The following is a 13,700-nucleotide window of genomic DNA, read 5'->3' on the forward strand; positions in this document are numbered from 1 at the left end:
CCAGACCGCCGCACCCAGGAAGGGATACGGCGGCCTGTGCAGACGCGGCGGAGCTCAGGAACCGGGGGTGTTGTTGGCTCCCTTGGCGGTGGCCGCGAGGTAGTCGCGGTTGAGCCGGCCGATGGTGTTCAGCGGGATGCCCTTCGGGCAGGCCGGGGTGCATTCGCCGGCGTTGGTGCAGCCGCCGAAGCCGGCCTCGTCGTGCGCGTCGACCATGCCGATCACCCGGGTGTAGCGCTCGGGCTGGCCCTGCGGCAGCAGCGAGAGCTGGGTGAGCTTGGCGGCGGTGAAGAGCATGCCGGAGCCGTTCGGGCAGGCTGCCACGCAGGCGCCGCAGCCGATGCAGGCCGCCGACTCGAACGCGGCGTCGGCGTTGGCCTTGGCCACCGGGGTGGAGTGGGCCTCGGGTGCGCTGCCGGTCGGCGCGGTGACGTAGCCGCCAGCCGCGATGATCTTGTCGAAGGCGCTCCGGTTGACGACCAGGTCCTTGACCACCGGGAAGGCGCTGGCCCGCCACGGCTCGATGTCGATCGTCTCGCCGTCGGAGAACTGCCGCATGTGCAGTTGGCACGCGGTGGTGCCGCGCTGCGGCCCGTGCGCGTCGCCGTTGATCATCAGGCCGCACATGCCGCAGATGCCCTCGCGGCAGTCGTGGTCGAACGCCACCGGGTCCTCGCCCGCGAGGATCAGCCGCTCGTTGAGCACGTCGAGCATCTCCAGGAACGACATGTCCGGGGACACGTCGTCGACCGGGTAGGTCACCATCCGACCCTTGTCCTCAGGGCCCTTCTGGCGCCAGATGCGCAGGGTCAGGTTCACTTGTAGCTCCGCTGCGTGGGGTGGACGTATTCGAACTTCAGGTCTTCCTTGTGCAGCACCGAGGGCTCGCCGTCGGCGGTGAACTCCCAGGCCGCCACGTACGCGAACCGGTCGTCGTCGCGCTGCGCCTCACCGTCGGGGGTCTGGTGCTCGGCCCGGAAGTGGCCGCCACAGGACTCCTCGCGGTGCAGGGCGTCGATGCACATCAGCTCGGCCAGCTCGAAGAAGTCGGCCACCCGGCCGGCCTTCTCCAGCGACTGGTTGAGCTCCTCGCCGGTGCCGGACACCTTGACCCGCTGCCAGAACTGCTCGCGCAGGGCACGGATCTCGTCGATCGCCTTGCGCAGCCCGGCCTCGCTGCGCTCCATGCCGCAGTGTTCCCACATGATCTGGCCCAGTTCCCGGTGGAACGAGTCCACGGTCCGGTCGCCGTCGACAGCGAGCAGCCGCTGGACGCGGTCCTCGACGTCGGTGCGCGCCTCGACGGCCGCCGGGTGGCTGGCGTCGACCTTCTCCAGCGGACCGGAGGCCAGGTAGTTGGCGATGGTGGTGGGCAGCACGAAGTAGCCGTCGGCGAGGCCCTGCATCAGCGCCGAGGCGCCGAGCCGGTTCGCGCCGTGGTCGGAGAAGTTCGCCTCGCCGATCACGAACAGGCCGGGGATGTTCGACTGGAGGTCGTAGTCGACCCACAGGCCACCCATCGTGTAGTGCACGGCGGGGTAGATGCGCATCGGCACCTCGTACGGGTCCTCGCCGGTGATCCGCTCGTACATCTCGAAGAGGTTGCCGTACTTGGCCTCGATGGCCTTGCGGCCCAGCCGGCCGATCGCGTCGGCGAAGTCGAGGTAGACGCCGAGCTTCGTCGGCCCGACGCCCCGACCCTCGTCGCACACGTTCTTCGCGGCGCGGGAGGCGATGTCGCGGGGGACCAGGTTGCCGAAGGAGGGGTAGATCCGCTCCAGGTAGTAGTCCCGCTCGTCCTCGCCGATGTCCTTCGGGCTGCGGTCGTCGCCCTTGGTCTTCGGCACCCAGACCCGGCCGTCGTTGCGCAGCGACTCGCTCATCAGGGTCAGCTTCGACTGGTGGTCGCCGGAGACCGGGATGCAGGTCGGGTGGATCTGCGTGTAGCACGGGTTGGCGAAGTACGCGCCCTTGCGGTGTGCGCGCCAGGTGGCGGTGACGTTGCAGCCCTTGGCGTTGGTGGAGAGGTAGAAGACGTTGCCGTAGCCGCCGGAGGCGAGCACCACGGCGTCGGCCATCTCGGTGCTGATCTCGCCGGTGACCAGGTCCCGGACCACGATGCCCCGGGCCTTGCCGTCCACCAGGACCAGCTCGAGCATCTCGTGCCGGGCGTACATCTCGACGTTGCCCAGGCCGATCTGCCGCTCCAGGGCCTGGTACGCGCCGAGCAGCAGTTGCTGGCCCGTCTGGCCCCGGGCGTAGAAGGTGCGCTGCACCTGGGCGCCACCGAAGGAGCGGGTGTCCAGCAGGCCGCCGTACTCGCGGGCGAACGGCACCCCCTGGGCGACGCACTGGTCGATGATATTGACCGACACCTCGGCGAGCCGGTGCACGTTCGACTCCCGGGAGCGGAAGTCGCCGCCCTTGACGGTGTCGTAGAAGAGCCGGTGCACGGAGTCGCCGTCGTTGCGGTAGTTCTTCGCCGCGTTGATGCCGCCCTGCGCCGCGATGGAGTGCGCCCGGCGCGGGCTGTCCTGGTAGCAGTAGGACTTGACGTGGTAGCCCTGCTCGGCCAGGGTCGCGGCGGCGGAGCCGCCGGCCAGGCCGGTGCCGACCACGATCACCGTCATCTTGCGGCGGTTGGCGGGGTTGACCAGCTTGGCCTCGAAGCGCCGGGTCTCCCAACGCTTCTCGACCGGGCCGGCGGGAGCCTTGGTGTCGGCGATCGGGTCGCCCTCGGTGAAGAGTTCCATGTCAGGACACCAATCCGGTGAGTACGGCGAACGGGACCACCAGGTACCCGGCGCAGAGCAGCACGGCGAAGATCAGAGCCGCGGTACGTGCCCTGCGCTCGCCGCGGGGCGTCTGCTGGCCGAGGCTGCGGAACGCGCTGAACGCGCCGTGGCGCAGGTGGAAGCCCACCGCGAGGATGGCCAGCGTGTAGAAGAGGGTGACGTACCAGCGCTCCGGGGCGAAGTCGGCGACGACGTTGCCGTACGGCTTGCTGGCGTCGCCGACCGGGTTCAGCGTGCCGGTGGTCAGGTCCAGCAGGTGGTAGATCACGAAGAGCAGGATGATCACTCCACCCCAGCGCATCGTGCGGGCCGCGTAGCTGCCGTTGACCTTCTTGCGGTGGGCGTACTTCACCGGGCGGGCGGCGCGGGCCCGCCGGGCCAGCACGGTGGCGGCGACGATGTGGGCGACGACCGCCACGACCAGCACGGTGCGCAGGATCCACAGGAACCAGACGCCGGGCAGCAGCGGCTTGCCGATGTCGCGCAGCCAGTGCGCGTAGTGGTCGAACGAGGTCTCCCCCGTGAACACCTTCAGGTTGCCGAGCATGTGGGCGATGAGGAACAGCGCCAGCAGGATGCCCGTCACCGCCATGACGGCCTTGAGGCCGACGTTCGAGCGGATGGGCGACCGAGTCTTCGTGATTACCACAGGACCGACGCTAGGAGCACTTCGATCAGTCGTCCAATGCATCAAACTCGCAGTGTTGATAGCCGTAGGCTATGTAGATGCAGCTCCATCAGCTCCGGTACTTCGTCGCGGTGGCCGAAGTACGACATTTCACCCAAGCCGCCGACCTCGTGGGCATCACTCAGCCTTCTCTCAGTAAGCAAATTCACGCTCTGGAGGCCGACCTCGGAGCACCACTGTTCGAGCGGGTAAGGGGCAACATCGCCCTCACCGCGGCGGGTGAGGTGCTGCTGCCGTTGGCCACCCGGATCCTCGCCGACGTGGAAACCGCGACCCGGGAGGTCCAGGAGTTGGTCGGGCTGCGCCGGGGCCGGGTCCGGCTCGGAGCCACCCCCAGTCTGGCGACCTCGCTTGCCCCGCCGGTGCTGCGCCGGTTCCGCGACGCGCACCCCACCGTCGACCTGCGCGTCGAGGAGGGTGGCTCGCAGGATCTGGTCCGCGACCTGCTCCGCGGCGACCTCGACCTGGCCCTCATCATCATGCCGGCGCAGGGGGCGGACCCGGGGCTGCGGGTCGACCCGATTCTGCGGGAGAGCCTGGTGGTGGCCTCGGTGGGGGAGGTGGCGACCGCGTCGACGACCGGGGAGTTGCGCATCACCGACCTGCGGGACCAGCCGATGGTGATGTTCCGGGAGGGATACGACCTGCGCGACGCGACCATCCAGGCGTGTCGGGAGGCGGGCTTCGAACCCACCTTCGCGGTGGACGGCGGCGAGATGGACGCGGTGCTCAGCTTCGTCGAGGCGGGGCTCGGCATCGCTCTCGTGCCGGGCATCGTGCTGGCTCGCCGGCCGGGCGTGCGGATCACCCCGCTCGCCCCGCCCGGGGTGCGGCGGACCATAGCGGTGGCCCGTCGGCGCGACGTCGTACCCACCCACGCCGGTCGGGAGCTTCGGCGCATCCTGCTCGACTACATCCAGTCGGCGATCGACCTCGGTGAACTGCCCCCGGGCGTCGAGCCACTGACCTGACCCGGTGGGGCCGCCGTCGCGAAGAGGCCAGCCGGGGCCGCGGTCGCGAAGAGGTCGGCAGCGGCCCGGCCGTCGGCTCAGCGGCCCTCGGCGTCGTCCATCGCCCGGTAGATCCGCTGCTCGGAGACGGGGTACGGAGTGCCCAGCGCCTGGGCGAAGACGTTCACCCGCAACTCCTCGATCATCCAGCGGATCTGCCGGACGGCCGACTCCTGGCGGCGGGCCGGCGACAGGTTGGCGAGCAGGTCGGCGTACTCCTTCTGCACCACAGCGATCCGGTCCTGCTGCTGGCGGTCCCGCTGCGGGTTGCCGCCCAGCCGCTCCAGCCGACGCTCGATGGCGGTGAGGTAGCGCAGCAGGTCGGGCAGGCGCGCGTACCCGGTCTCGGTGACGAAACCGGCGTGCACCAGCCCGGCGAGCTGGTTGCGGATGTCGGCCAGCGCCGCCACCACGGCGAGGTTGCGGGTCGCGCCGAGCCGCTGCTCGACCGCGTACGCGGCGGCGAGGACCTTGCGGACCCGGTCCATCACCTCGACGACGGTGTCGACCAGGTCGGCGCGCACCTTTTCGCGCAGGGCCGCGAAGCCGTCGGCGTCCCACGCCGGCCCGCCCGCCACACCGATCAGCCGGTCGATGGCCGCGCCCGCCGCGTCCTCGATCAACTCCTGGACACCGCCGTGCGGGTTGCGGCTCAACGCCAGCTTCGCCTCGTTGTCCAACCGCCCCTGCAGGAACCGCGCCGGGGACGGCACTGTGAGCCGCAGCAGCCGGCGGGTGCCGGCCCAGTGCGCCGCCTCCGCCTCGGCGGGGGAGTCGAACACCCTCACCCCGACCGTGACGCCCTCGTCGACCAGCGCCGGGTACGCGGTGACCGCGTACCCGGCGCGGACCTGCTCGATGGTCCGGGGCAGCGTGCCGATGCTCCACTCGCGCAGCCCGGTGCGGGCCACCTCCGGCGCGGCGGCCGCCACCACCTGGCGTACCTCCTGGCGGAGTTGGCGTTGCAGGGCCGGCAAGTCCTTGCCCTCGGCGACCGGCTTCTCGTCGTCGCCGAGGACCCGGAAGGTCACCCGCAGGTGCGCCGGGAGCTTGCCCGGCTCCCAGGCGTCGCGGGGCACTGTCACCCCGGTCATCCGGCGCAGTTGCCGGGTGAGCGCGTCCAGCAGCGACTCCTCGCCGGGAGTGATCGCCGCCAGCGCGGCCCGGGCGTAGTCCGGCACCGGAACGAAGTTGCGGCGGATCGCCTTGGGCAGCGAGCGGATCAGCGCGATCACCGTCTCCTCGCGCAGCCCGGGCACCTGCCAGTCGAAGGTCTCCGCCGGCACCTGGTTGAGCAGCGGCAGCGGGATGTCCACTGTGACGCCGTCGTCCGGCGTGCCCGGCTCGAACCGGTAGGTCAGCGGCAGGCTCACCCCGTCGGCCTGCCACTCGTCCGGGTAGTCGTCCTCGTCCACCCCCGGTCGGCCGTCGTTGATCAGCAGGTCGCGGGTGAAGGTGAGCAGGTCGGGTTGCTCGCGGCGGATCTTCTTCCACCAGCTGTCGAAGTGCCGGCCGGAGGACACGTCGGCCGGGATCCGCTGGTCGTAGAAGCCGAAGATGGTCTCGTCGTCGACCAGGATGTCCCGGCGTCGGGCCCGGCTCTCCAACTCCTCGATCTCGGCGAGCAGCCGCTTGTTGTCCGCCCAGAACTGGTGGTGGGTCTGCCAGTCGCCCTCGACGAGGGCGTGCCGGATGAACAGCTCCCGGCTCAGCGTCGGGTCGATCCGCCCGAAGTTGACAGTGCGGGAGCTGACCAGCGGGACGCCGTACAGGGTGACCTTCTCGTAGGCCATCACCGCGGCCTGCTTCTTCTCCCAGTGCGGTTCGCTGTAGCTGCGCTTGACCAGGTGCTGCGCCAGCGGCTCGACCCACTCCGGCTCGACCCGGCCGGCGATGCGCCCCCACAGCCGGGAGGTCTCCACCAACTCGGCGGCCATCACCCAGCGCGGCGGCTTCTTGAACAACGCCGACCCGGGGAAGAGGGCGAACTTGGCGCCCCGCGCCCCCAGGTACTCGTGTTTCTGGGCGTCCTTGAGGCCGATGTGCGACAACAGGCCGGGCAGCAGCGACTGGTGCACCTTCGGGGTGTCGATCTCCTCCGGCAGGTCCGCGCCACCCCGGCGGCCCCGGCCGGCGTCCGCGTCGTCCGAGCTGTCGCGTGCCGGCCGCCCGCCACGCCGGTCGCCCTCAGGCGGGGTACGCAGCACCTGGCGCAGCTGGCTGACGATGTCCTGCCACTCGCGGATGCGCAGGTAGTTCAGGTACTCCGCCTTGCACATCCGACGGAACGCGCTGGAGGACAGCTCCCGCTGCTGCTCGCGCAGGTAGCGCCACAGGTTGAGGAAGGCGACGAAGTCCGACTCCTTGTCGGCGAACCGGGCGTGCGCCTGGTCCGCCTGGGCCTGCTTCTCGGCCGGCCGCTCCCGCGGGTCCTGGATGGAGAGCGCGGCGGCGATCACCAGCACCTCGGTGGCGGCGCCGTTGCGTTCGCCCTCGACCACCATCCGGGCCAGGCGCGGGTCGACAGGCAACTGGGCCAACCGCCGGCCGAGCGCGGTGAGCCGCTTCGCCGGGTCGGCCTCGGTCGGGTCCAACGCGCCCAGCTCGTGCAGCAGGTTGACGCCGTCGGTGATGTTGCGCTTGTCCGGTGGGTCGATGAACGGGAACGCGGCGAGGTCGCCGAGCCCGATCGCTGTCATCTGGAGGATGACCGACGCCAGGTTGGTCCGCAGGATCTCCGGATCGGTGAACTCGGGGCGGGAGAGGAAGTCCTGCTCGTCGTAGAGGCGGATGCAGATGCCGTCCGACGTACGGCCGCAGCGGCCCTTGCGCTGGTTGGCCGACGCCTGGGAGATCGGCTCGATCGGCAACCGCTGCACCTTGAGCCGGCTGGAGTAGCGGGAGATACGGGCGGTGCCCGGGTCCACCACGTACTTGATGCCGGGCACTGTCAGCGAGGTCTCCGCCACGTTGGTGGCGAGCACCACCCGGCGCGAGGAGTGCGCGGCGAAGACCCGGTGCTGCTCGGCGGAGGAGAGCCGCGCGTACAACGGCAGGATCTCGGTGCCGAGCAGCGAGCGCTTCTTCTGCACCAGCTTGCCCAACGCGTCGGCGGTGTCCCGGATCTCCCGCTCGCCGCTGAGAAAGACCAGGATGTCGCCGGGGCCCTCGGCGGCCAGCTCCTCGACGGCGTCGCCGATCGCCTGGATCTGGTCGCGGACGTTCTCCTCGTCACCGTCGCCGTCGTCCTCGCCCTCGGCCAGCTCGACGAGGGGCCGGTAGCGCACCTCCACCGGGTAGGTGCGACCCGACACCTCGACCACCGGCGCGGGTACGCCCTCCGGCTCGTCGGCGGTGGGTGGACCGGCGAAGTGCCTGGCGAACCGGTCGGTCTCGATGGTCGCCGAGGTGATGATCACCTTGAGGTCGGGTCGTCGGGGCAGCAGCTCCCGCAGGTACCCGAGGATGAAGTCGATGTTGAGGCTGCGTTCGTGCGCCTCGTCGATGATCAGCGTGTCGTACTGGCGCAGCATCCGGTCGGTCTGCAACTCGGCCAGCAGGATGCCGTCGGTCATCAGCTTCACCAGGCTGCGCTCGCCGACCTGGTCGGTGAAGCGCACCTTGTAGCCGACCACGTCGCCCAACTCGGTGCCCAGCTCGTCGGCGATCCGGTCGGCCACCGTCCGGGCGGCCAACCGCCGGGGCTGGGTGTGCCCGATCAGGCCGTGCACCCCGCGCCCCAACTCGAGACAGATCTTGGGGATCTGGGTGGTCTTGCCGGAGCCGGTCTCGCCCGCCACGATCACCACCTGGTGATCGCGGATGGCGGCGGCGATGTCGTCCTTGCGCTCACTGACCGGCAAACCCGCCGGGTACGTGATCACGGGCACCGCCGCCTGCCGGGCGGCGAGGCGCTGCTCGGCCCGGACCAGGTCGGCGGTGATCTCGGTCAGCGCCGCCTCCCGACGCTGCGGGTCGCGCAGCTTGCGGGCACCGTCGAGTCGCCGCTGGAGCCGGCGCTGGTCGCGGAACATCAGAGGTGTGAGACGGCGGTGCAGCTCGCGAACGGGGTCGGACGCGACGGAGGCGGTTGGATTCTGCATGTCGTGCCCAAGGATAGGCAGCCGGGCGACGCACCGCCCCTGGGTTACCGAGCGCCCGGCTGTCCGACGGTCACCTCCGGTCCCTTGACGGCCACGAGCGGGCCCTAGAGTTGGCGGCCGACGTCGAGCGCTGGGGGAGCCGGATGGAGATGCGCGACACCGACCGCGCGTTGGTGCAGGCCGCCACGGCGGTCTCCAAGCTGCGCTGCCGCAGCCAGCACCACACTGTCGCGTCAGCCGCCCGGACCGCTGACGGTCGGGTCTTCACCGGCGTGAACGTCCAGCACGCCACCGGAGGGGCCTGCGCCGAACTGGTCGTGATCGGCACGGCCGCCACGCAGGGCGTCACCGCGCTGGAGACGATCGTCACTGTCGCCGACCGTGGCCGCGAGGTCGTCGCGCCCTGTGACCGGTGCCGGCAGGTGCTGCGGGACCACTTCCCGCAACTGCGGGTGATCGTCGGCCCGATGGACGCCCTGCGGGTGGTCCCGCTCGCCGAGTCGCCGGCCGAGACCGGCAGCGGCGCGGCCGGCTGACCGGGCCCGGGGTCAGTCCCCGGAGGCCGCCTCCAGCATCGACTGCGGCACCGGCACGGCCTCGAACCGCACTGTGCCCTCCGGAAGCAGCCACGACGTGACCCGCGCGACCAGGCGCCCGGCCCGCACCGCGGGGTCGTTGGCGAACAGCGCGCGTGCCTCGTCCGGGGCGATGGACAGCACCACGAAGCCGCGCAGCCGCTCGTCGTCGGGGTGCAGGAACGGCCCGGCCGCGAGCACCAGCCCCTGCTGCACGAGGCCCGCCTGGTGGGCCAGGTGCGCCTCCCGCAACCGGTCGATCGCGTCCTGCGACAGCTCCGGCGGATCCGAAGGCCGGCTCAGCAGGACGACCGTGTGCTGGTCGAATCGCATGAGCCAACAGTAGGCGCGCAGCCCTCTCCGCGCGGGCGTCTGCCCTGCTCAGCCCTTGGCGGATCGATGAGCGCCAGTTAGGTGACCCTCAACTGAGCCGCTAAGGTTAGGCGAACCTAAGCGTGAACGTGCAGGAGACTCGTGACCACCCTCGCCACCCGGCCGACCCCGGCCCGCAACCGGTCCGGCACCCGCACCGGCCGCCGGGTGGCCGTCACCGTCGCGGCCGCGCTGGTGCTGTTGCTCACCGTGCTGGCCAGCTTCGCGCTCGGCAGCCGACAACTCGGCGTCGACCAGGTCTGGCACGCGCTCGTCGCGCCGGACGGCGGCGACGCCAGCACCATCGTCCGTGAGCTGCGGATGCCCCGGACCGCCCTCGGCCTCGCGGTCGGGCTCGCGCTCGCCGTGGCCGGGGTGCTGTTCCAGGCGCTCACCCGCAACCCCCTCGCCGAGCCGCGCATCCTCGGCATCAGCGCGGGCGCGTCGTTCGGGGTGGTGCTCGCGATCTCCGTCTTCGGCGTCGGCACGCTCGCCGGGTACGTCTGGTTCGGCATCGCCGGGGCCCTGATCGCCGGGCTGCTGGTCTTCGCCATCGCCACCCGCGCCCGCGAGGGCGCCAGCCCGGTCACCCTCGCGCTGGTCGGCGCGGCGCTCGACGCCAGCCTGGCCTCCGGGGTGTACGCGCTGCTCAGCATCGACGCCCGCACCTTCGAGGAGTACCGCTTCTGGGTGGTCGGCGGGCTGGCCGGACGGGACCTGTCGGTCGCCGCGCAGGTCCTGCCGTTCGTCCTCGTCGGGTTGGTGCTGGCCGCCCTGGTGGCCCGGGGCCTGGACGCGCTGGCCCTCGGCGACGACGTGGCCCGTGGTCTCGGCCACCGGATCGGTCTGGTCCGCCTCGGTGGTGGCCTCGCCGCCGTGCTGCTGACCGGCGCCGCGGTGGCCGCCGCCGGACCTGTCGCGTTCGTCGGGCTGGCCGTGCCGCACCTGGCCCGCGCCCTGGTCGGCGCGGACCACCGCTGGACCCTCGCCGTCTCCGCGCTGCTCGGGCCGGCGCTGCTGCTCGCCGCCGACATCGTCGGTCGACTCGTCGCCCCACCCGGCGAGATCCCGGCCGGGATCGTCACCGCGCTGATCGGCGCGCCACTGCTGGCCGTGCTGGTCCGCCGCGCCCGGGTGGTGACCGCATGACCACCACCCGCCGTTCCTCCGGCCCCGGCTCGGCTGGGTCCGCTGGCTTGTCGACCGTCGCGGCCGCCGGCTCGTCTGGTGCCGACGGTGCCCGGCTGCCCGGGCGGTCGCTGCTGCGGATCGGCCCGGTCAGCCTGCTGATCCGCCGTCGCGCGGTACTGGTGGCCGCCGTGCTGACCGTGCTGCTCCTGCTGGCCGTCGTGCTCAGCCTCTCGCTGGGCACCCCGTACGTCGCACCGGCCGACGTGCTGCGTGCCCTCTCCGGAGCCGGCACCCCGTACGACCTCGTGGTCTTTGATCTTCGGCTGCCGCGGGTCGTGCTGGCGGCCGTGGCCGGGGCCGCCTTCGGGGTGGCCGGCACGCTGATCCAGAGCGTGGCCCGCAACCCACTCGCCAGCCCGGACGTCATCGGCATCACCCAGGGTGCCGGCCTCGCCGCGACCGTGGCACTGACCAGCGGAATGGCCGCGGTGCTGGTGGCGCCCACAGCGCTGGTGGGCGGGTTGCTCGCGGCGGTGCTGCTGTTCGCCCTCGGCGCCCGGCACGGGCTGGCCGCGCAGCGGTTCGTGCTCGCCGGGGTGGCTGTCGCGTTCGGGTTCCGGGCGCTCACCGAGGTGGTCATGCTCACCGCCGATCCGATCGACGGGCTGCGCGCGCAGATCTGGCTGATCGGCACCCTGGCCGGCAAGGGCTGGACCGAGGCCGCCTGGATCGCCGGCACACTGCTGGTGCTGCTGCCGGTGCTGGCCTGGGCCGGCTGGGCGCTGAACAGCAGCGCCCTGGACGACGACACCGCCCGGGGCGTCGGCCTGCGTCCGGTGGCCCGCCGGATCGGCCTCGCCGGCACCGGCGTACTCGTCGCCGCGATGGTCACCGCCCAGGTGGGCGCCGTCGACTTCGTGGCGCTGGTCGCCCCGCAGGTGGCCCGTCGCCTGGTACGCGCCGAACGACCACCGCTGGTCTGCGCGGCGCTGCTCGGCGCCCTCCTGCTGGTGCTGGCCGACCTGGCCGGCCGGCGGCTGTTCGCACCCACCCAACTACCCGCCGGTGTGCTGACCGCCGCGATCGGCGGCCCGTACCTGATTTTCCTGCTGCAGCGCGGCCGGCGGCGGTCGTCGTGACGCCTCAAGGAGTCGTGTGATGCTCTCCACCCGCGACCTGGTCGCCGGCTACGACGAGCGGACCGTGCTGGACGGGCTCGATCTCGACCTGCCCACCGACGCGTTCACCGTGATCGTCGGACCCAACGCGTGCGGCAAGTCCACCCTGCTGCGCACGATGGCCCGGCTGCTCACCCCCCGCCGTGGCACGGTGCTGCTGGACGGCACCGCCATCCGCGAGCTGCCGACCCGGGAGGTCGCCCGCCGCCTCGGCGTCCTGCCGCAGAGCCCGCTGGTGCCCGAGGGCGTCACTGTGGCGGACCTGGTCGGGCGCGGCCGGCAGCCCTACCAGCGGTGGTGGCGGCAGTGGTCGTCGGAGGACGGCGCGGCGGTGGACCAGGCGATGGCCCTCGCCGACGTCACCGACCTGGCCGACCGACCGGTGGACAGCCTCTCCGGCGGTCAGCGGCAACGAGTGTGGATCGCCATGACCCTCGCCCAGGACACCGACGCCCTGCTGCTGGACGAGCCGACCACCTTCCTCGACCTGGCCCACCAGGTGGAGGTGCTGGACCTGCTGCACCGGCTGCGCTCCGAGCGGGGCCGCACAGTGGTCGCCGTGCTGCACGACCTGAACCAGGCCGCCCGCTACGCCGACCACCTGGTCGCCATGCGCGCCGGCGCAGTGGTCGCCGCCGGCCCGCCCCGGGAGATCCTCACCGCCGACCTGGTCCGCGACGTCTTCGGGCTGGCCTGCGTGGTGGTGCCCTGCCCGGTGACCGGCGCACCGCTGGTGGTGCCCGCGTACACCGGTGGTAACGCTCCGGCACCCGCTGTCGCGGGTGACCACTCTTCGTCGACGGCGTCCGTACCGGATGTCCGACCCTCCACCGGCGACGCGGCCAACCCGCTCGCCGGCTCGCACCCCTCGAAAGGACTCTGATGCGTCGTCTCGTCGCAGCTCTCGCCGCGGCCGTCGCCCTCGGTGCCGGCCTCACCGCTTGCGGTGAGAGCGACCCGGTCGCCGGCTCCACCACCGGGGACACCCGGGAGATCACCCACGCCATGGGCACCACCAAGGTCCCGGCCGAGCCCAAGCGCGTCGTCGTGCTCGACACCGACAAGATCGACACGGCGCTCTCGCTGGGCATCACGCCCGTCGGCGCGGCCACCGCCGGTGAGGCGAAGAGCTGGCCCACGTACTTCGGCGCGGACAAGCTCGCCGGCATCAAGGAGGTCGGGGTGCTCACCGAACCCGACCTGGAGGCGATCAACGCGCTGAAGCCTGACCTCATCCTCGGCAGCAAGTTCCGCCAGGAGAAGTTCTACGACGAGCTGGCCGCCATCGCGCCGACCGTGTTCACCGACAAGGTGGGCATCACCTGGAAGGAGAACCTCCTCCTCGACGGCAAGGCGCTCGGCCGTGAGCAGCAGGCCAAGGATCTGCTCGCCACGTACGAGAAGCGGGCCAAGGACTTCGGCGCGACGCTCGGCGACGCCGCCGCGCGCAAGGTCTCCATCGTGCGGTTCCTGCCCGGCAACATCCGGGTGTACGGCCCGGACTCGTTCTCCGGCATCGTCATCGGCGACACCGGCCTGGGCCGCCCCGAGCGGCAGCTGCTCGCCAACAAGGAGGACAAGCGCTTCGACCTGGTCAGCCCCGAGCGGGTCAACGAGGTCGACGGTGACGTCATCTTCGTGACCGCGTACGGCGACAAGGCCGCCGCCGAGCAGACCAAGGTCGCCGGCGGGACGCTGTGGAAGGGCCTCGGCGCGGTCAAGGCCGGCAAGGCGTACCCCGTCTCCGACGAGGTCTGGATGACCGGCATCGGCGTCGGCGCCGCCAACAAGATCCTCGACGACCTGACCAAGTACCTCCCCGCCGCCTGACACGCACCCGGCGCCTGG

General features: G+C 71.7%; 11 protein-coding genes. 6 read left to right on the top strand and 5 right to left on the bottom strand.

Going from position 1 to position 13,700, the window contains the following annotated elements:
• Window positions 1-54: 54 nt before the first annotated feature.
• Genes KBX08_RS04970 through KBX08_RS04980 form a run of 3 tightly spaced genes read right to left on the bottom strand, consistent with a single transcriptional unit; the run spans window position 55 to window position 3,438 of the window.
• A complete protein-coding gene (locus tag KBX08_RS04970; RefSeq protein WP_210781353.1) occupies window positions 55-819 on the bottom strand; it encodes a succinate dehydrogenase/fumarate reductase iron-sulfur subunit in 765 nt (254 codons plus the stop codon).
• On the bottom strand, window positions 816-2,753 hold the full coding sequence (locus KBX08_RS04975; protein ID WP_210781354.1) for a fumarate reductase/succinate dehydrogenase flavoprotein subunit: 1,938 nt from the start codon (window positions 2,751-2,753) through the stop codon (window positions 816-818). The genes KBX08_RS04970 and KBX08_RS04975 overlap by 4 nt, the downstream gene beginning before the upstream one ends.
• Window position 2,754: 1 nt before the next feature.
• Window positions 2,755-3,438, bottom strand: coding sequence for a succinate dehydrogenase cytochrome b subunit (locus KBX08_RS04980; RefSeq protein ID WP_084597936.1), 684 nt, complete (start codon window positions 3,436-3,438; stop codon window positions 2,755-2,757).
• 83 nt (window positions 3,439-3,521) lie between these two features.
• Here KBX08_RS04980 and KBX08_RS04985 point away from each other — a divergent pair, with 83 nt between their 5' ends.
• Window positions 3,522-4,454: a LysR family transcriptional regulator gene (locus KBX08_RS04985; RefSeq protein WP_210781355.1), complete on the top strand. Its 933-nt coding sequence runs from the start codon at window positions 3,522-3,524 to the stop codon at window positions 4,452-4,454.
• Window positions 4,455-4,531: 77 nt separating this feature from the next.
• Here KBX08_RS04985 and hrpA read toward each other — a convergent pair whose 3' ends face one another.
• On the bottom strand, window positions 4,532-8,596 hold the full coding sequence (hrpA, locus tag KBX08_RS04990) for an ATP-dependent RNA helicase HrpA (protein ID WP_210781356.1): 4,065 nt from the start codon (window positions 8,594-8,596) through the stop codon (window positions 4,532-4,534).
• Window positions 8,597-8,739: 143 nt separating this feature from the next.
• Here hrpA and KBX08_RS04995 point away from each other — a divergent pair, with 143 nt between their 5' ends.
• Entirely contained in the window at window positions 8,740-9,132 is a 393-nt protein-coding gene (locus KBX08_RS04995; RefSeq protein ID WP_210781357.1) for a cytidine deaminase, read from the top strand.
• A 12-nt stretch (window positions 9,133-9,144) separates the two neighbouring features.
• Here the strand turns inward: KBX08_RS04995 and KBX08_RS05000 are convergent, their stop codons facing one another.
• On the bottom strand, window positions 9,145-9,504 hold the full coding sequence (locus tag KBX08_RS05000) for a YciI family protein (protein ID WP_210781358.1): 360 nt from the start codon (window positions 9,502-9,504) through the stop codon (window positions 9,145-9,147).
• 141 nt (window positions 9,505-9,645) lie between these two features.
• Between KBX08_RS05000 and KBX08_RS05005 the strand changes: the two genes are divergently transcribed.
• From KBX08_RS05005 to KBX08_RS05020, 4 genes are read left to right on the top strand one after another with little or no spacing between them, the layout of a single operon-like run.
• Entirely contained in the window at window positions 9,646-10,692 is a 1,047-nt protein-coding gene (locus KBX08_RS05005) for an iron ABC transporter permease (protein WP_210781359.1), read from the top strand.
• On the top strand, window positions 10,689-11,813 hold the full coding sequence (locus tag KBX08_RS05010; RefSeq protein ID WP_247668886.1) for an iron chelate uptake ABC transporter family permease subunit: 1,125 nt from the start codon (window positions 10,689-10,691) through the stop codon (window positions 11,811-11,813). The genes KBX08_RS05005 and KBX08_RS05010 overlap by 4 nt, the downstream gene beginning before the upstream one ends.
• A 19-nt stretch (window positions 11,814-11,832) precedes the next feature.
• Window positions 11,833-12,735, top strand: coding sequence for an ABC transporter ATP-binding protein (locus KBX08_RS05015; protein ID WP_210781360.1), 903 nt, complete (start codon window positions 11,833-11,835; stop codon window positions 12,733-12,735).
• Complete coding sequence (locus tag KBX08_RS05020; protein WP_210781361.1) at window positions 12,735-13,682, top strand: ABC transporter substrate-binding protein; 948 nt, start codon at window positions 12,735-12,737, stop codon at window positions 13,680-13,682. Before KBX08_RS05015 ends, KBX08_RS05020 begins: the two co-directional genes overlap by 1 nt.
• Window positions 13,683-13,700 lie beyond the last annotated feature (18 nt).

It is taken from the genome of Micromonospora sp. H61 (assembly GCF_018070325.1).
GTDB lineage: Bacteria > Actinomycetota > Actinomycetes > Mycobacteriales > Micromonosporaceae > Micromonospora > Micromonospora salmantinae.

What these genes read in the sequence shown, in the direction of transcription:
- KBX08_RS04995 (WP_210781357.1), top strand. Translation starts at nt 8,740, where the DNA reads ATGGAGATGCGCGACACCGACCGCGCGTTGGTGCAGGCCGCCACGGCG.
- KBX08_RS05010 (WP_247668886.1), top strand. Translation starts at nt 10,689, where the DNA reads ATGACCACCACCCGCCGTTCCTCCGGCCCCGGCTCGGCTGGGTCCGCT.
- KBX08_RS05020 (WP_210781361.1), top strand. Translation starts at nt 12,735, where the DNA reads ATGCGTCGTCTCGTCGCAGCTCTCGCCGCGGCCGTCGCCCTCGGTGCC.
- KBX08_RS05015 (WP_210781360.1), top strand. Translation starts at nt 11,833, where the DNA reads ATGCTCTCCACCCGCGACCTGGTCGCCGGCTACGACGAGCGGACCGTG.
- KBX08_RS04985 (WP_210781355.1), top strand. Translation starts at nt 3,522, where the DNA reads ATGCAGCTCCATCAGCTCCGGTACTTCGTCGCGGTGGCCGAAGTACGA.
- KBX08_RS05000 (WP_210781358.1), bottom strand. Translation starts at nt 9,504, where the DNA reads ATGCGATTCGACCAGCACACGGTCGTCCTGCTGAGCCGGCCTTCGGAT.
- KBX08_RS04975 (WP_210781354.1), bottom strand. Translation starts at nt 2,753, where the DNA reads ATGGAACTCTTCACCGAGGGCGACCCGATCGCCGACACCAAGGCTCCC.
- hrpA (WP_210781356.1), bottom strand. Translation starts at nt 8,596, where the DNA reads ATGCAGAATCCAACCGCCTCCGTCGCGTCCGACCCCGTTCGCGAGCTG.